We start from the raw sequence: 18,578 nt of genomic DNA on the forward strand, positions 1-18,578 counted from the left end.
CCGTCACCAGCGGTAGTGGGCGAAGGCCTTGTTGGACTCCGCCATCTTGTGCATGTCCTCGCGCCGCTTCACGCTGGCGCCGAGGCCGTTGCTCGCGTCGAGCAGCTCGTTCATGAGGCGCTCGACCATGGTCTTCTCGCGGCGCTGCCCGGCGTAGCTCACCAGCCAGCGCAGGCCGAGGGTGGTCTGCCGGCTCGCGCGGACCTCGACCGGGACCTGGTAGGTCGCGCCACCGACGCGGCGGCTGCGGACCTCGAGGGCCGGCTTGACGTTGTCCAGCGCGCGCTTGAGCGTGACGACCGGGTCGGTGCCGGTCTTGTCGCGGGTGCCCTCGAGCGCGGCGTACACGATCCGCTCGGCGAGCGAGCGCTTGCCGTCCTTGAGCACCTTGTTGATCAGCTGGGTGACCAGCGGCGAGCTGTAGACCGGGTCGGAGACCAGCGGCCGCTTCGGAGCGGGGCCCTTGCGAGGCATCAGCTCTTCTCCTTCTTGGCGCCGTAGCGGCTACGGGACTGCTTCCGGTTCTTCACACCCTGGGTGTCCAGCGACCCGCGGATGACCTTGTACCGGACGCCCGGCAGGTCCTTCACGCGGCCGCCGCGGACCAGCACGATGCTGTGCTCCTGCAGGTTGTGGCCCTCGCCGGGGATGTAGGCCGTGACCTCGATGCCGCTGCTCAGCTTGACGCGGGCGACCTTCCGGAGCGCGGAGTTCGGCTTCTTCGGGGTCGTCGTGTAGACGCGCGTGCAGACCCCGCGGCGCTGGGGGCTGCCCTTGAGCGCGGCCGTCTTGGTCTTCGCGACCTTGTCCTCGCGGCCCTTGCGGACCAACTGCTGGATCGTGGGCATGAACCCTCTGCTTCTTCCCTACTCGTGATGCTCAGGTGTCTCGCCCGTGCGGCTGCCCGGGCGGGCGGTCGTGCGCCGCCCGATCGTGGTCACGGGCCGCTTCCACCCCGGCCCGCCGGACCGCGAGGTCGGGCGTGTCGCGCCCTGCGCACCGGCGCGGAGTCGGGGAACTCCGTGGAGGCGTCCAGGACGGACGAGGGCACGCGTGATCGCGCGCAAGTCCCAAGGGTACGCGGCCCGTCTGACGAGGGTCAAAACGGGTCCGCCCAGGGGGCGTCGCGGGGCCCGCGGGACTCCCGCCGGCCAACTCCGGGTCACTCTCGCGTCAGCTGGGAGGCTGCCCCAGCCCCGCCGGCGACGCAAGCAGGCTCACCCGCTCGTCGCAGATCGACCTGCGCTCGTCGCGCCCCGCCGACCTGCGAACGCCGGTCGCCGGGCTGGCCCTCGCGGGCCGCCGTTGCCCCTGCCGCCCCGGTCCGCGGGCCCGTACCCCGGCCCTACGGTTCGATCATGCGCCTCACACTGCCGTGCGCCGCCGTCCGGGCCGCCACCCGGGTGCTCGTGGCCCCCGCGCTCTCGCCCCGGCTGCCGACCCCGGTCTCGCGGGCGCTCGTCGACCTCCAGGGCCGACTGCTCCCCGTTCCCCGTGGCACCCGCTCCACCCCCTCGTCGCTCGGCGGCCGGCCGTCGGTCCGCGTGTCCGTCCCCGGCAGCCGCGACGACCGCCCCGTGCTCTTCCTGCACGGCGGCGGTTACGTGGTCGGCTCCCCCGCCTCGCACCGATCGCTCGGGGCGTGGCTGGCCGAGGCGACCGGCGGGACCGTGCACCTGCTGCACTACCGGCTGGCGCCCGAGCACCCGTACCCCGCGGCCCTCGACGACGCCGAGCGCGCCTACCGGGCGCTCCTCGACGCGGGACACCTTGCACAACGCATCGCCCTCGCCGGAGATTCCGCGGGCGGCGGACTGGCCGTCGCGCTGCTCCTGCGGCTGCGGGCGGCGGGCCTCCCCCTGCCCGCGGGCGTCGGGTTGATCTCGCCGTGGCTCGACCTCGACCTGACCGACCCCGCCATCGCCCGCAACACCGGGCGGGACGCGATGCTCGGGCCCGGCCTGCTGGAGGAGGGCCGGCGGTCGTACCTGCGAGGCGGCGGGGCCACCGACCCGGAGCTGCGGCCGCTGGAGGCCGACCTGTCCGGGCTGCCGCCGCTGCACGTCGTCGCCGGGGCGGACGAGGTCCTCGTGGGCGACGCCGACCGGCTGGTCGAGCGGGTCCGCGCGGCGGGCGGGCGGGTCAGCTACACCCGCGCCGAGGGCATGTGGCACGACCACGTGCTCGAGGCCGGGCTGCTCGGCCGGGCGTACGCCGACCTCCGCGAGCTCGGTGCGGCGCTGCGCCGCGACCAGGCGGAACGACGGGTGCGGGTCGCGGTGGTCGGCGCTGGCTTCGGCGGGATCGGGATGGGCGTGGCCCTGCGCGAGGACGACCTCGCGGACGTCACGATCCTGGAGAAGGAGCCGCAGGTCGGCGGGGTCTGGCGGGACAACACCTACCCGGGCGCCGCCTGCGACGTCCCGTCGAACCTGTACTCGTACTCCTTCGCCCCCGGCGACTGGAGCCGCCGCTTCGCCCCGCAGCCGGACATCCTGCGGTACCTGCGGACCGTCGCGGCCGACCACGACCTCGACCGGGACATCCGGCTCGGCACCGAGGTCACGGGCGCCCGGTGGGACGAGGACGCGGCCGTCTGGCGGATCGAGACCAGCGGCGGGGAGCTCGAGGCCGAGGCCCTGGTGGCAGCCTGCGGGCAGCTCTCGCACCCCGCGACACCGGACCTGGCCGGCATCGAGCGGTTCCGGGGCCCGGTGTTCCACTCCGCCCGCTGGGACTCCTCGGTCGACCTGCGCGGCAAGCGCGTCGCCGTCGTCGGGACGGGGGCGAGCGCGATCCAGTTCGTGCCCGCGATCGCGCCGGACGCCGAGCGGGTGACGATCTTCCAGCGCTCGGCGCCCTACGTCATCCCCAAGCTCGACCGCCCGTACGGGCCGCGGGCCTTCTCGTTGCGGTTCCGGGCCTGGCACCGCGCCGCGCGCGCCTTCTGGACCGGGTTCTTCGAGTTCGGGGCCCTGGGCTTCACGGTGGTCCGGCCGTTCGCCTCGACCTTCGGCCTGCTGCACCGGCTGCAGCTGCGGTTGCAGGTCCCGGACGCGGAGCTGCGCGAGCGCGTCGCGCCGGACTACCCGGTCGGCTGCAAGCGGGTGCTGATCTCCTCGGACTGGTTCCGCGCGCTCGCCCGGCCGGACGTCGACGTCGTCACCGAGAAGATCTCCGAGGTCACCGAGGAGGGCGTGGTCGCCGCCGACGGCACGCCGTACCCCGCCGACGTCATCATCTTCGGCACGGGCTTCCGCACCCAGGACTTCCTGGCGCCGATGCGGGTGGTCGGCCGCGAGGGTCGTGAGCTGTCCGAGGAGTGGCGCGACGGGGCCCGGGCGCACCTGGGCATCACCGTGCCGGGCTTCCCCAACCTGTTCCTGCTCTACGGGCCCAACACCAACGTCGGCTCGGGCTCGATCGTGCACATGCTCGAGTGCCAGATCCGCTACGCCCGCGAGGGCATCCGCCGGCTCGCGACCGGCACGCGCTCGCTGGAGGTGCGGCCGAACGCCGCCACCGCCTACGACACCGAGATGCAGTCCCGGCTCACGGACAGCGTGTGGACGGAGTGCGTGAGCTGGTACCGCACCGACTCGGGCCGGGTCACCAACAACTGGCCCGGCACGATGCTCGAGTACCGCCGCCGCACGGCCGTGCTCGACGAGGGCGAGTACGTCACCACCTGACGGCCTCGCGGGCCCTCCCGCACCCCTCCGGCACGTGCCCGCCGGAGGGGTGCGGTGTTCTCGGGACACGCCCCGCCCGCTGCCGCTGCCGCTGCTGGGGCGCGACCCAACCGGAGGAGCGGGCCACACCCGGTCGACGGCATGTGCCACTGACCTCGCGGGTGTGCCGCCCGGCCGAGGGCGGGTGTGCGGGGTCTGGAGACGTGGCGGGGCCTGGGAGACGTGTACGGGACCCGGAGAGGTGTGCACGGCCTGGTGTGCCAGACCCGCAGAGGTGCGCGAGGCCCGCAGAGGTGTGGACGGCCGGGCGAGGTGTGCGGGGCGCGCGACTGGGGGCGCGGCGGGTGCGTGCGGGCACGGGTGGGTGTGCCAGGCCAGGGTCGGGGCCGGCCGGCTGTCGGAGACGCCGAGGCCCCCGTTCACACACCGTCTCGAGCGCCTCACACCCCGTACGACCCGCCGGTACACCCCCGAGGGTGCTCGCACAGGCCGTCGACCGGATGTGGCGCGCTCGGCGGGATGCGGCGCGCTCGGGAGGATGTCGGCGCTTGGCGGGATGTCGCGCGCTCGGCGGGATGTCGCGCGCTCAACGGGATGTCGCGCGCTCAACGGGATGTCGCGCGCTCGGCGGGATGTGCGGGCCCGAGGGTGCGACACCCAGCGCACCGGGCCGCGCCTGCCTCGGAACGCGCCCCCGCACCGCCGAGCCGGCACAACCGACGACGCCCGCCACACCCGGTCGACGGGGTGTGCGACCGACCTGCCCGGTGTGCCGCGGGGCCACGCCGGGTGTGGCGCGCCCGGCGCGGTGTGCGGGCCGGGCGGGACCGGTCGCGCGCGAAGGCGCACCCGCGCTCCCGGACGACCCGCGAACCGGCACGTCCGACGCCGGCACACGGAGGAGGAGGTGTCGGGGCGCGGATCCCGGCCGACACCACGCCCACCACCTGCCCGGCGAGCGTCCGCCCGAGAACGCCGACGGGGCCGGCGCCCGAAGGCGCCGGCCCCGTCGTGACCGCGGAGGCGACTAGCGGTAGTCGCGACCGAAGTCGTAGTCGTCCAGCGGGACCGCGGCACCGGTGCCCGTGCCGAACACGTCCGGGCTGTAGTAGCCGTCGTCGTAGCTCGGCAGCGCGTAGGCGGCCGCGCGGGCCTCCTCCGTGGGCTGCACCTGGATGTTGCGGTACCGGCTGATCCCCGTACCGGCGGGGATCAGCTTGCCGATGATCACGTTCTCCTTCAGCCCGACGAGCTTGTCGCGCTTCCCGTTGATCGCGGCGTCGGTGAGGATCCGGGTGGTCTCCTGGAACGAGGCCGCGGACAGCCACGACTCCGTCGCCAGCGAGGCCTTGGTGATCCCCATGAGCACCGGGCGGCCGGAGGCCGGCTCGTTGCCCTCGGCGACCACGCGCCGGTTCTCCGACTCGAACTCGCCCCGCTCGGCGAGCGCGCCGGGCAGGAACTCGGTGGCACCCGAGTCGATGATCGTGACCCGGCGGAGCATCTGCCGGACGATCACCTCGATGTGCTTGTCGTGGATGTCCACGCTCTGCGTGCGGTACACCTTCTGCACCTCACGCACCAGGTGCAGCTGCACCTCGCGCGGGCCCATGACGCGCAGCACCTCGTGCGGGTCCGCCGTGCCCTCGAGGAGCAGCTGGCCGACCTCGACGTGGTCGCCGTCGCGGAGCGGGCGCTCCTCGCCGTCGACCACCGTCATGGCGAGCCACTGCCGCTTCGACAGCTTCTCGTAGACGATCTCCTCGCCCCCGTCGTCCGGGATGAGGGTGATCTTCCAGAAGCGGTCGCCGTCCTCGATGCGGATGCGGCCGTCGACGTCCGCGATCGGCGCCTTGCCGCGCGGGACACGCGCCTCGAAGAGCTCCGTGACACGCGGCAGACCGGTCGTGATGTCGTCGCCCGCGACACCGCCCTGGTGGAAGGTACGCATCGTCAGCTGCGTGCCCGGCTCACCGATGGACTGGGCCGCGACGATGCCGACCGCCTCGCCGACGTCGACCAGCTTGCCGGTCGCCATCGAGCGGCCGTAGCAGGTCGCGCAGATGCCGGTGGCCGACTCGCAGGTCAGCGCGCTGCGCACGCGGATCTGCCGGACGCCCGCCGCGACCAGCGCGTCGAGCGCCGGGTCGCCGAGGTCGCCGCCCTTGGCCACGATCACGGTGCCGTCGGCGTCCGTGACCTCCTCCGCCGAGCTCCGCGCGTACACCGACGTGCGGATGTAGCGGTGCGGGATGAGGCGGCCGTCGGCCGTCTCCTCCGTGACCGGCATGGTGACCGCGCGGGAGGTGCCGCAGTCGACCTCGCGGACGATGACGTCCTGCGAGACGTCGACCAGACGACGGGTCAGGTAGCCCGAGTCGGCGGTCCGCAGCGCGGTGTCCGCCAGACCCTTCCGGGTGCCGTGCGTGGAGATGAAGTACTCCAGCACGGACAGGCCCTCGCGGAAGTTGGCCTTGATCGGGCGGGGGATGTACTCACCCTTGGGGTTGGCGACCAGACCACGCATACCGGCCAGCTGCCGGACCTGCGTCATGTTGCCCGCCGCCCCGGACTTCACGATCGTGGGGATCGGGTTGTCCTCGGGGAAGTTGTCCTCCATGGCCTTGGCGACCTCTTCGGACGCCTGGGTCCAGATCTTGACCATCTCGTCGTTGCGCTCCTGGTGGGAGAGCGCACCGCGCTGGTACCGCTTGTTGACCTGGTCGGCCTTGGCCTCGTAGCCGTCGAGGATCTCCTGCTTGTTCGGCGGGACCACGACGTCGTCGATCGCCAGCGTGACGCCGGACCGGGTGGCCCAGTAGAAGCCGGCGTCCTTGAGGCGGTCGAGCACCTGCGCGACCTCGGTCATCGAGTAGCGCTCGGCCAGGTCGTTGATGATCGCGGCCTGGCGCTTCTTCGGCAGCGGCTCGTTGACGTACGGGTAGTCCGCCGGGAGCAGCTCGTTGAACATGACCCGGCCGAGGGTGGTCTCGGCGCGCCAGACCTCCCCCTCCTCGAGCTCGGTGCCCGGGGTCGGCGTGACGCCGGGGAGCCGGATCTTGATCGGGGCCTGCAGGTGCAGCGTCTTGCGGTCGTAGGCCATGACGGCCTCGGCCTCGGAGCTGAACGACTGGCCCGCGCCCTGGGCGTCCGGACGCTCGCGGGTCAGGTGGAACAGGCCCGTGACCATGTCCAGACGCGGCATGGCGAGCGGGCGGCCGGACGCCGGCGAGAGGATGTTGTTGCTCGAGAGCATCAGCACCCGGGCCTCGGCCTGGGCCTCGGCCGACAGCGGCAGGTGGACCGCCATCTGGTCACCGTCGAAGTCCGCGTTGAACGCCTCGCAGACCAGCGGGTGCAGCTGGATGGCCTTGCCCTCCACCAGCTGCGGCTCGAAGGCCTGGATGCCGAGGCGGTGCAGCGTCGGCGCGCGGTTGAGCAGGACGGGGTGCTCGGAGATGACCTCCTCGAGCACGTCCCACACCTGCGAGCGGCCGCGCTCGACCATCCGCTTGGCGGACTTGATGTTCTGCGCGTGGTTCAGGTCGACCAGGCGCTTCATCACGAACGGCTTGAACAGCTCCAGCGCCATCTGCTTGGGCAGGCCGCACTGGTGCAGCTTCAGCTGCGGGCCGACGACGATGACCGACCGGCCGGAGTAGTCGACGCGCTTGCCGAGCAGGTTCTGGCGGAACCGGCCCTGCTTGCCCTTGAGCAGGTCGGACAGCGACTTGAGCGGCCGGTTGCCCGGGCCCGTCACCGGACGGCCGCGGCGGCCGTTGTCGAACAGCGCGTCGACGGCCTCCTGCAGCATCCGCTTCTCGTTGTTGACGATGATCTCGGGCGCGCCGAGGTCGATCAGTCGCTTGAGGCGGTTGTTCCGGTTGATGACCCGGCGGTACAGGTCGTTCAGGTCGGACGTGGCGAAGCGGCCACCGTCGAGCTGCACCATCGGGCGCAGGTCCGGCGGGATGACCGGGACGCAGTCGAGCACCATGCCCATCGGCGAGTTGCCGGTGGACTGGAACGCGGCGACGACCTTGAGGCGCTTGAGGGCCCGGAGCTTCTTCTGCCCCTTGCCGCTGCGGATGATCTCGCGCAGCTTCTCGGCCTCGGCGTCGATGTCGAAGTTCTCCAGCAGCTTCTGGATCGCCTCGGCACCCATGGCGCCGGTGAAGTAGTCGCCGTACCGGTCGTAGAGCTCGCGGTAGAGCCCCTCGTCCGGGATCAGCTGCTGGACCTCGAGCTTGGCGAAGGTGGTCCAGATCTCGTCGAGCCGGTCCAGCTCGCGCTGGGCGCGGTCGCGGAGCTGGCGCATCTCGCGCTCGCCGCCCTCCTTGACCTTCCGGCGGACGTCGCTCTTGGCGCCCTCGGCCTCGAGCTCGGCCAGGTCGGACTCGAGCTTCTGGGCCCGGGCCTCGAGGTCCTGGTCGCGGCGCTGCTCGACCCGCTTGCGCTCCACGCTCATCTCGTTCTCGAGCGTGGACAGGTCCTGGTGGCGCAGCTCGCCGTTGACCGACGTGATCACGTAGGCGGCGAAGTAGATGATCTTCTCGAGATCCTTCGGCGCCAGGTCGAGCAGGTAGCCCAGCCGGCTCGGCACACCCTTGAAGTACCAGATGTGCGTGACGGGGGCGGCCAGCTCGATGTGGCCCATGCGCTCACGCCGCACCTTGGCGCGGGTGACCTCCACGCCACAGCGCTCGCAGATGATGCCCTTGAACCGGACGCGCTTGTACTTGCCGCAGTAGCACTCCCAGTCCCGGGTCGGGCCGAAGATCTTCTCGCAGAAGAGGCCGTCCTTCTCGGGCTTCAGGGTGCGGTAGTTGATGGTCTCCGGCTTCTTGACCTCACCGTGCGACCACTGGCGGATGTCCTCGGCGGTGGCCAGGCCGATGCGCAGCTCGTCGAAGAAGTTGACGTCGAGCAAGATGTGTCCTTCTCGTTGTCTCGGCTCTGGGCTGGGTCAGTTCACGACGTCGTCGACGGACATCGAGTCCGAGCCCGGGCGGCTGGACAGGTTGATGCCCAGGTTCGCCGCGGCGCGCTCGAGGTCCTCGTCGTCCGTGTCGCGCATCTCGATGGCGGCACCGTCGCTGGAGAGCACCTCGACGTTCAGGCACAGCGACTGGAGCTCCTTCAACAACACCTTGAAGGACTCCGGGATGCCCGGCTCGGGGATGTTCTCGCCCTTGACGATGGCCTCGTAGACCTTGACCCGGCCCACCACGTCGTCGGACTTGATGGTGAGCAGCTCCTGCAGCGTGTAGGCGGCGCCGTACGCCTGCATCGCCCAGCACTCCATCTCGCCGAAGCGCTGGCCGCCGAACTGGGCCTTACCGCCGAGCGGCTGCTGGGTGATCATCGAGTACGGGCCGGTCGACCGCGCGTGGATCTTGTCGTCCACCAGGTGCGCCAGCTTCAGGATGTACATGTAGCCGACGGCCACCGGGAACGGGTACGGCTCGCCCGAGCGCCCGTCGAAGAGCTGCGCCTTGCCGTCCGGGCCGACCATGCGGTCGCCGTCGCGGTTCGGCCGGGTCGAGCCCAGCAGCCCGGTGATCTCGTGCTCCTTGGCGCCGTCGAACACCGGCACCGCGGTGTTCGTGTTCGGCGGCACGGAGTAGAGCTCCTCGGGCAGCATCTTCGCCCAGTCCGGGTTGCCCTCGACCTCCCAGCCGGACTTGGCGATCCACCCGAGGTGGGTCTCCAGGACCTGGCCGATGTTCATCCGTCGCGGCACACCGTGCGTGTTCAGGATGATGTCGACGGGCGTGCCGTCCGGCAGGAACGGCATGTCCTCGGCCGGCAGGATCTTGCCGATGACGCCCTTGTTGCCGTGCCGGCCGGCGAGCTTGTCGCCGTCCGAGATCTTGCGCTTCTGGGCCACGTAGACGCGGACCAGCTCGTTGACGCCGGGCGGCAGCTCGTCGTCGTCGTCCCGGGAGAAGACCCGGATGCCGATGACCTTGCCGTTCTCGCCGTGCGGCACCTTCAGCGAGGTGTCGCGGACCTCGCGCGCCTTCTCGCCGAAGATCGCGCGGAGCAGCCGCTCCTCCGGGGTCAGCTCGGTCTCGCCCTTCGGGGTGACCTTGCCGACCAGGATGTCGCCGGGCTGGACCTCGGCGCCGATCCGGATGATGCCGCGCTCGTCCAGGTCCGCGAGGACCTCCTCGGAGACGTTCGGGATGTCCCGGGTGATCTCCTCGGCGCCGAGCTTGGTGTCCCGGGCGTCGATCTCGTGCTCCTCGATGTGGATCGAGGTCAGCACGTCGTCCTGCACGAGGCGCTGCGACAGGATGATCGCGTCCTCGTAGTTGTGGCCCTCCCACGGCATGATCGCCACGAGCAGGTTCTTGCCCAGCGCCATCTCGCCGTTCTCGGTGCACGGCCCGTCGGCGAGCACCTGGCCCACCTCGACCCGCTGGCCCTCGTCGACGATCGGCTTCTGGTTGTTGCAGGTGCCCTGGTTCGAGCGCCGGAACTTGTTCAGCCGGTACGTCTGGCGCGTGCCGTCGTCCGCCATGACGGTGATGTAGTCGGCGCAGAGCTCCTCGACCACGCCCGCCTTCTCGGTGACGACGACGTCCCCCGCGTCGACCGCGGCGCGCAGCTCCATGCCGGTGCCGACGAGCGGCGCCTCGGAGCGGAGCAGCGGCACGGACTGGCGCTGCATGTTCGCGCCCATCAGGGCGCGGTTCGCGTCGTCGTGCTCGAGGAACGGGATGAGCGCGGTCGCGACCGACACCATCTGCCGCGGCGAGACGTCGATGTACTCGACGCCCGTCGGCGGGATCAGGTCGACCTCGCCGCCCTTCCGGCGCACCAGGACGCGGTCCTCGGTGAAGGTGCCGTCGGAGTTGAGCGGCGCGTTGGCCTGCGCGATGACGAAGCGGTCCTCCTCGTCCGCGGTCAGGTAGTCGATCTGCTCGGTGACCCGGCCCTCGACGACCTTGCGGTACGGCGTCTGGATGAAGCCGAACGGGTTGACCTGCGCGAACGTCGACAGCGAGCCGATCAGGCCGATGTTCGGACCCTCGGGGGTCTCGATCGGGCACATGCGGCCGTAGTGCGACGGGTGCACGTCCCGGACCTCGAAGCCCGCGCGCTCGCGCGACAGACCGCCCGGGCCCAGCGCGGACAGGCGCCGCTTGTGGGTCAGGCCGGCCAGCGGGTTGTGCTGGTCCATGAACTGCGACAGCTGCGACGTGCCGAAGAACTCCTTGATCGCGGCCACGACGGGCCGGATGTTGATCAGGGTCTGCGGCGTGATGGCCTCGACGTCCTGCGTCGTCATCCGCTCGCGGACGACGCGCTCCATCCGGGACAGGCCGACGCGGACCTGGTTCTGGATGAGCTCGCCGACCGTGCGCAGGCGGCGGTTGCCGAAGTGGTCGATGTCGTCCGTCTCGACCGGGATGTCGGTCTCGCCGTCCTTGGCCTTCATCGAGGTCTCACCGGCGTGCAGGCGGACGAGGTACTCGATGGTGGTGGCGATGTCCTCCTCGGTCAGCGTGCCGACCTCGGTGGGCTCCGCCAGGCCCAGCTTCTTGTTGACCTTGTAGCGGCCGACCTTGGCCAGGTCGTAGCGCTTGTCCTTGAAGAACAGGTTCTCGAGCAGCGTCTGGGCGCTCTCGCGGGTCGGCGGCTCGCCCGGGCGCAGCTTGCGGTAGATGTCGAGCAGCGCCTCGTCCTGGCCGGCGGTGTGGTCCTTCTCCAGGGTGGCGAGGATCGTCTCGGAGAACCCGAAGCGCTCCCGGATCTGCTCGGCGGTCCAGCCCAGCGCCTTGAGCAGCACGGTGACCGGCTGGCGGCGCTTGCGGTCGATGCGGACGCCGACCGTGTCGCGCTTGTCGACGTCGAACTCCAGCCACGCGCCGCGGCTGGGGATGACCTTGACCGAGTAGACGTCCTTCTCGGTCGTCTTGTCGATGGCGTGGTCGAAGTACACGCCCGGCGACCGGACGAGCTGCGACACGACGACGCGCTCGGTCCCGTTGATGATGAACGTGCCCTTGTCCGTCATCACGGGGAAGTCGCCCATGAACACCGTCTGGCTCTTGATCTCGCCGGTGGTGTTGTTGGTGAACTCCGCGGTGACGAACAGCGGGGCACCGTAGGTCATGTCCTTGTCCCGGCACTCCTCGACCGAGGCCTTGACCTCGTCGAAGCGCGGGTCCGAGAAGGACAGCGACATGGACCCCGAGAAGTCCTCGATCGGGGAGATCTCCGCGAGGATCTCCTCCAGGCCCCCGACCGGGTTCTCGTCCCCCGCGTCGATGCGGCGCTGGAACCACGCCTCGTCCCCGACCAGCCACTGGAAGGACTGGATCTGCAGGTCGAGGAGGTCCGGCACCTCGAGGGGCTCGGCGATCTTCGCGAACGAGACTCGGGTGGGTGCGCCAGGGAAGTTCGGGTTCGCCGAGACGGCGCTCCCAGGGGTCGCAGTGGTCACGGTGGCGCGGGAGACAGCCAAGATGCGTCCTTCCGAGAACTACGCTCTCGTCTGGCGGGCACCGCCCCCGAGGCGCTACCGTTCCCGTCACCGCACCGGTTCCGGTGCCGGCGGCCGATCTGGCGACGTGTCGGGTGTGGCCGGGGAGCTGAACTCGCCGTTCGTTGTCAGGGCGCCACGCTCCGACCAGGTCCGCCGAGCACCCTGACGGACCTTCCGGGACCCGGCCTCGCGACCGGCGGACTTCCGACAGCGTGCACGCCGAACCTGGGCGGAGGCAGCGCAAAGAGTCAGTCTAGCCGCGAAGGCAGCCGCTGTCGAGACACGTCGCTCAGCTCACCACCGGAGCCAAGCACCGTGACGTAAGAGTGACCCGGCAGGCGCACCGAGTCAAGACCGTACGCGTCGGTAAGTGGTCCCTCCCGGAGGACGACCGGCAGCTCAGGGCTCCCGGACCCCCGGTCGACCGTCGGTCGGCGCGACCCGTGGGCCTACCCGCCGTCTGTCGCGCCGGGCGTAATTCACTCGTCCGGAGCAGCGGGGCCTCGGTTCGATCCCCAACCCTACGCCCACCCTCCTGACGGGGCTCGCGGCCACCGGCCTTGACTGCCGGGAACGGGCGCGACCACGATCGACGGCGATCAAGCACCTGTCTCAGAACGCCGACGAAGGGGTCGACGGATGGCCGAGAACACCGTGCCGACGACGGGCGAGCTGCTGGTCACGGACGCCCCGACGAACTGGGGGAAGTGGGGCCCGGACGACGAGCTGGGCTGTCTCAACTACCTCGACGCCGCTCAGGTCCTGCGCGGCATCCGGCACGTGAGGTCGGGCGAGGTCTTCACCCTCCAGATCCAGATGGGCCGCACGGAGAGCCCCGGCGACCCGATCTGGCCGGGCCGCAGGGGGATGTCCCGCAAGAACGAGCTCGACGAGGGCACGTGGGACTCCCCCGACGCGCCGGCCTTCCCGGGCGGCCTGCACTACGCCGACGACACCGCCCACATCTTCCTGCAGGGCTCCACGCAGTACGACGCCCTGGGGCACGTCTGGTACGACGGCAAGCTCTGGAACGGCTACGACGCCCGCACGACCATCGACGCCATGGACAAGGCCTCGGTGCTCCCCATCGCCGAGAAGGGCGTCGTCGGGCGCGGGGTGCTCATCGACATGGCCCGGCACCGCGGCAAGCAGTGGCTCGACAAGGGCGAGACGTTCGACCACACCGACCTGGAGGCCGCGGCCGAGAACCAGGGCGTGGAGATCGAGCCGCGGGACGTGCTGCTGATCCGCACGGGCTGGATGAAGTACTGGTACGAGCTGAACGACCCGGAGAAGTTCTACGAGGGCTTCGTCGAGCCCGGGCTGACCTACTCCCGCGAGCTGGTCGAGTGGTTCCAGCAGCGCGAGATCCCGAACCTCGTCACCGACACCATCGCCAACGAGGTGACCGCGGACCCGAACTCCGGCGTCGCGCTGCCCCTGCACTGTGCGCTCATGCGCAACCTGGGCGTGACCCTCACGGAGATCGCCTGGCTCGACGACCTGGCCGACGCCTGCGCCGCCGACAACCGCTGGTCGTTCCTCTACGCGGCCGCCCCGCTGAAGGTCGTGCACGGCACGGGCGCGCCGGTCAACCCCATCGCCATCCGCTAGGAGACCCGGTGTCGATCTACGACGACAAGCCCTGGCTCGCCCGCTACGACGAGGGCCAGCCCACCTCGATCACGCCCGAGTTCCCGGACATGCTGGCGCTCTTCCGGGCCACGCTGGAGCAGCACGGCGACCGGGACGCGATCCGCTACTTCGACGGCCGCATCACCTACCGCGAGCTCGACGAGCTGTCCGACGCGGTGGCGTCCGGCCTGCTCGACGCCGGCTTCTCCGCCGGCGAGCGGGTCGCGCTGTTCCTGCAGAACGACCCCCAGTACGTGATCGCGCTGCTCGGCACGTGGAAGGCCGGCGGCATCGCCGTCAACGTCAACCCCATGAACCGCGAGCGGGAGCTGCACCTGCTGCTCACCGACTCCGGGGCGAGCGTGCTGGTCACGCTGGAGAAGCTGTACCGGGACGTCGCGTCCAAGGTGGTCGGCGACACCGCCGTGCGCACGGTGCTCACCACGAGCGAGCTCGACCACCAGACGCGCAACGACCAGCGCATCCTCGGCGGCGTCGAGCGGATCGGGGCGGTCGAGGGCACCACCGACCTCGGCGAGCTGGTCGAGCGGTTCCGCGGGCAGCGGCCGCCGGCGGTGTCCTTCGACCCGCAGGACACGGCGGTGCTCACCTACACCTCGGGCACCACCGGGCCGCCCAAGGGCGCCATGAACACCCACGCCAACCTGGTGTTCAACTCGCAGACCTACCGCGGCTTCTGCGAGCTCGGCCCGGACGACGTCGTCCTCGGCGTCGCGCCGCTGTTCCACATCACGGGGCTCATCGGGCACGTCACGATCGCCATGCTGCTCGGGGCGCCGCTGGTGCTGTTCCACCGCTTCGAGCCGTCCGCGGCGATCGAGATCATCCGCGAGGAGCGGCCGACCTTCACCGTCGGCTCGATCACCGTGTTCATCGCGCTGATGAACGCCCCGAACGCCGACCACGACGCGCTGAGCTCGCTCACCAAGATCTGGTCCGGCGGCGCGCCGATCCCGCCGTCCACGGTCAAGGCCTTCCAGCAGGCCTTCGGCCAGTACATCCACAACATCTACGGGCTCACCGAGACCACCTCGCCCAGCCACTGCACGCCGAGGCACGCCGAGGCGCCGGTCGACGAGGCCTCCGGGGCGCTGTCGGTGGGCGTGCCCGTGTACGACACGGTCGTGCGGATCGTCGGCGAGGACGGCACGGACCTCCCGCCGGGCGAGGTCGGCGAGATCGTCACGACGGGCCCGCAGGTGGTCAAGGGCTACTGGAACAAGCCCGAGGAGACCGAGCGGGCGCTGCCCGGCGGCTCCCTGCACACCGGCGACGTCGGGTACATGGACGACCAGGGCTGGTTCTACATCGTCGACCGCAAGAAGGACCAGATCAACGCGGGCGGCTACAAGGTGTGGCCGCGCGAGGTCGAGGACGTGCTCTACGAGCACGAGGCGGTGCGCGAGGCGGCCGTGGTCGGGGTGCCGGACGAGTACCGCGGCGAGACGGTCAAGGCGTTCGTGAGCCTGCGCGCGGGCAAGGAGGTCACCGCCGAGGAGCTGATCGCCTTCGCCAAGGCGCGGATGGCGGCCTACAAGTACCCTCGGCAGGTCGAGTTCCTCGACGAGATCCCGAAGACGGTCAGCGGCAAGCTGCTGCGCCGCGAGCTGCGGGAGCGCGAGCAGTCCTGAGAACGCACGAACGGCACTTCCGCACCCGCGGAAGTGCCGTTCGTGACCCGCCGGTGCCGCCCCGTGGGCGGCGTGGCGGCGGGGATCAGGCGGCGCTCGTCACGCAGCGCTGACCGGAAACCGGTCAGGCCAGCGAGACCTTCGCGCCCGCCTCCTCCAGCTTCGCCTTGGCGGCGTCGGCCGCGTCCTTGGCCACAGCCTCGAGGATCGGCTTCGGGGCCGACTCGACGAGGTCCTTGGCCTCCTTCAGGCCGAGGCCCGAGACGAGCTCGCGGACGACCTTGATGACCTGGATCTTCTTGTCGCCGGCGGCCTCGAGGACCACGTTGAACTCGTCCTTCTCGGCCTCGGCCGGGGCGGCCTCGCCACCGGCGGCGGGGGCCGCGGCGGCGACGGCGACCGGGGCGGCCGCGGTGACCTCGAAGGTCTCCTCGAACTTCTTCACGAACTCGGCGAGCTCGATGAGGGTGAGCTCCTTGAACGCGTCGAGCAGCTCGTCGCTGGACAGCTTCGCCATGTCTGGCTCCTTCTGTGTGTCTCTGGATGGATCGGGTGGTGGAGCCGGGTCAGCTCTCGGTGGGGGCGCTCTCGCCCTCGGGGGCGCTCTCGCCCTCGGCGGCCCGCTTGTCGGCCAGGGCCTGGGCCAGGCGGGCGACCTGCGACGCCGGGGCGGCGAACAGGCCCGCGGCCTTGGCCAGGTTGCCCTTCATCGCGCCGGCCAGCTTGGCGAGCAGGACCTCGCGGGACTCGAGGTCGGCGAGCCGCTCGACCTCCGCGCCCGACAGGGCGCGGCCGTCCATGTAGCCGCCCTTGATCACCAGGCCCTTGTTGTCCCTGGCGAAGTTCTTCAGCGCCTTGGCGGCGTCGACCGCCTCGCCGGTGACGAACGCGATCGCCGTCGGGCCGGCCAGGAGCTCGTCCAGGCCGTCGACGCCGGCGTCCGCCGCCGCCCGCTTCACCAGGGTGTTCTTGGCGACGCGGAAGCTGGCGTTCTCGCCCAGGGCGCGGCGCAGCTGGCTCAGCTGAGCCACGGTGAGGCCGCTGTACTCCGTGACCACCGAGGCGGACGCGCCCCGGAACCGGTCGGCGATCTCCGCGACCGCCGCCGCCTTGTCGGGTCGTGCCATGTGATGCCTCCTCTCGGGTGTCGGTGTGCCACCGCGTCCCGAGACCCCTGGAGACGACGAACGCCCCGTGCGCAGGGCACGGGGCGTGGAGTGCGGGCGCGCGTGCGCACCCGGGCTGCTTGCCTCGTCCTCCTGCGCGGGCCGCCCGCGGCTGCGGGGCCTTCGTGACCACCGGCGGGGCCGGTGGGCAGACCTGCGGTCTTCGGTGGAACCGAGGACAAGCATACGCACCCCGGCGACGCCCCCGCCGCCGGGGTGCCCTGCCGCCAGGCGACGGCATCGATGCGCCGCTACGCGACGGCGACCTCCGCGATCTTCCAGGTGCCGTCCACGAGCTGCCCGGTCACCGTGAGCCGGCCCGCGGCGGCGACCTGCTGGCCCGCCTGGTCGCCCGCGGCGGCGCGGGTCGCCTGCTGGTCGAGGAACACCACCAGCACGGCGCGGTCGCCGGTGATCGACTCGACGGCCGACTGCGAGATCGTCGCGGTGACCACCGCCTGCTGCTCCAGTGCGAGCTTGCGGACCTCGCCGAACAGCGCGTCGAACTGCTGGCCGAACGCCGGCGTGATGACCTCGCGGGCCGCGGCCTCGTTCTGGTCGAGCCGGGTGTAGTCGTAGGAGTAGACGGTCTTCACCGCGTCCCCGAGCTGCTGGCTGACCTGGGTGGTGGCGGCGACGTCGACCAGCGCGGTGTTCTGCGCCGCGGGCGTGTGCCGCATGGTCCACCAGCTCACCCCGGCCAGCGCGGCCAGCGCCAGCGCGACGACCGTGACGCCGGCGAGGATCGTGGTGCCCCGCGTCGTCGAGGGCGGCGCCGGCACCCGCAGGCGCTCCGTGAGGCTGCGCCGGGGCCGCTGCGCCCCGCTCGCCTCGTCCGGCTCCGCGGCCGCGAGGGCCTCGACACCCTCGCGCCGGGCCAGCCGCGCACGGCGGGCGCGGGCACCGGCGGGCCGCTCCCCCGTCGCCCTGTCCCCGGCGTCCCCGGCGACCTCGGCGCCGGCGGCGTCGTCGGCGGCGTCGGCGTCGTGCGTGGCCGGGACGGCGGCGGTCTCCGCCTCGTCCTCGACGTCCGGGGCGGTGAGCGCCTCGGTCTCCGGCTCGACCGGGGCGTGCCGGCTGTCCGCCCGGGTGACGTCCGGGCGGCCGGCTGCCTCGGCGGCCTCGGCCGGGGCGTCCGGGCGGCCGGTGTCGGGCCGGCCCGGGTCCGGGCGCCCGGCGACGCGCGGGCGGCGGATGCCGGTGGTGGCCCGGCGCCGGGTCGCGGTGGTGGGGGCGGGCTTGCGGGGCTGGGGCGTCATGGTGACCTCCTGGGGGCCGTCGGTCGACCGGGTACGGACGGGAGCAGGCCGGCTGCCGGGCCGGTCAGCCGCTCTGTCCGGGGGCACGGACGGGCGCGAGCTTGCTGACCTTCCAGCCCGCGTCCGTGCGGGTCATCTCGAGCTGCAGGCGCTGACGGGTCGGAATGGGCTGCTGCCCGTCCGGGGTCACCGTCACGTCGACGCCCACGAGCACCCGGGCGACGCCGGCGCGGTCGTCGAGCTCGCTCACCGCGGCGTCGGACACCGTGGCCGTGGTGGTCCGCCTGGACTGCGCCACGAACTGCGCGTACTGCGCGCGGTTGGTGCGGAACTCGTCGAGGACCGCGCCGGTGGAGGTCTGCTCCCAGCGGTCCAGCCCGCCGTCGACGTCGTGCCAGTCCAGCGTGTTCAGGCTGATCGCGGACTGCCGGGCCGCGACGAGCACGTCGTCGCGCGCCTCGGCGAGCTTCCGCTCGCCGCTCAGCAGGGTCGTCAGCCACAGCACACCGAACACGATCGCCGCGACCACCGCGACGGCGGCGGCGACCTGCAGGGCCCGCGGACCGCCGAACCTCCTCCCGCCCGAGGGCCCGGTGTCGGGCCGGACCTCGGCGGTCGTCTCGGTCGTGCTCTCCGTGGTGCTCGCAGTCATTGCGGGACTCCATCCGGCCGTGGGG

At 71.7% G+C, this 18,578-nt stretch carries 11 protein-coding genes; 3 read left to right on the forward strand and 8 right to left on the reverse strand.

Features of this window, described 5'->3' with window-relative positions; genetic code table 11:
• Positions 1-3: 3 nt before the first annotated feature.
• Both rpsG and rpsL read right to left on the reverse strand, forming a co-directional pair.
• A complete protein-coding gene (rpsG, locus tag ABD990_RS26535) occupies positions 4-474 on the reverse strand; it encodes a 30S ribosomal protein S7 (protein ID WP_345383474.1) in 471 nt (156 codons plus the stop codon).
• Positions 474-848, reverse strand: coding sequence for a 30S ribosomal protein S12 (rpsL, locus tag ABD990_RS26540; RefSeq protein ID WP_037046087.1), 375 nt, complete (start codon positions 846-848; stop codon positions 474-476). Before rpsL ends, rpsG begins: the two co-directional genes overlap by 1 nt.
• Positions 849-1,358: 510 nt before the next feature.
• On the opposite strand from rpsL, the gene ABD990_RS26545 reads away from it, so the two are divergent.
• Positions 1,359-3,692 (forward strand): alpha/beta hydrolase fold domain-containing protein, encoded by a 2,334-nt coding sequence (locus ABD990_RS26545; RefSeq protein ID WP_345383475.1) that lies wholly within the window; start codon positions 1,359-1,361, stop codon positions 3,690-3,692.
• A gap of 1,027 nt (positions 3,693-4,719) precedes the next feature.
• Here ABD990_RS26545 and ABD990_RS26550 read toward each other — a convergent pair.
• Positions 4,720-8,622, reverse strand: coding sequence for a DNA-directed RNA polymerase subunit beta' (locus tag ABD990_RS26550; RefSeq protein ID WP_345383476.1), 3,903 nt, complete (start codon positions 8,620-8,622; stop codon positions 4,720-4,722).
• A gap of 36 nt (positions 8,623-8,658) precedes the next feature.
• Entirely contained in the window at positions 8,659-12,168 is a 3,510-nt protein-coding gene (gene rpoB / locus ABD990_RS26555; protein WP_345383477.1) for a DNA-directed RNA polymerase subunit beta, read from the reverse strand.
• A 660-nt stretch (positions 12,169-12,828) separates the two neighbouring features.
• Between rpoB and ABD990_RS26560 the strand changes: the two genes are divergently transcribed.
• Entirely contained in the window at positions 12,829-13,803 is a 975-nt protein-coding gene (locus ABD990_RS26560) for a cyclase family protein (protein WP_345383478.1), read from the forward strand.
• A gap of 8 nt (positions 13,804-13,811) precedes the next feature.
• Entirely contained in the window at positions 13,812-15,476 is a 1,665-nt protein-coding gene (locus ABD990_RS26565; RefSeq protein WP_345383480.1) for a class I adenylate-forming enzyme family protein, read from the forward strand.
• 124 nt (positions 15,477-15,600) lie between these two features.
• Here the strand turns inward: ABD990_RS26565 and rplL are convergent, their stop codons facing one another.
• The 4 genes from rplL to ABD990_RS26585 form a co-directional block, all read right to left on the reverse strand.
• Positions 15,601-15,993 carry a 50S ribosomal protein L7/L12 gene (gene rplL / locus ABD990_RS26570; RefSeq protein WP_345383481.1) on the reverse strand — a complete coding sequence of 131 codons (393 nt, stop codon included), beginning with the start codon at positions 15,991-15,993 and terminating at the stop codon, positions 15,601-15,603.
• 49 nt (positions 15,994-16,042) lie between these two features.
• Positions 16,043-16,603 (reverse strand): 50S ribosomal protein L10, encoded by a 561-nt coding sequence (rplJ, locus tag ABD990_RS26575; protein ID WP_345383482.1) that lies wholly within the window; start codon positions 16,601-16,603, stop codon positions 16,043-16,045.
• A 290-nt stretch (positions 16,604-16,893) separates the two neighbouring features.
• Positions 16,894-17,901: a hypothetical protein gene (locus tag ABD990_RS26580; protein ID WP_345383483.1), complete on the reverse strand. Its 1,008-nt coding sequence runs from the start codon at positions 17,899-17,901 to the stop codon at positions 16,894-16,896.
• Positions 17,902-17,965: 64 nt separating this feature from the next.
• Positions 17,966-18,553 carry a hypothetical protein gene (locus ABD990_RS26585; RefSeq protein ID WP_345383484.1) on the reverse strand — a complete coding sequence of 196 codons (588 nt, stop codon included), beginning with the start codon at positions 18,551-18,553 and terminating at the stop codon, positions 17,966-17,968.
• Positions 18,554-18,578 lie beyond the last annotated feature (25 nt).

The organism is Pseudonocardia yuanmonensis, from assembly GCF_039542425.1.
Taxonomy (GTDB): domain Bacteria; phylum Actinomycetota; class Actinomycetes; order Mycobacteriales; family Pseudonocardiaceae; genus Pseudonocardia; species Pseudonocardia yuanmonensis.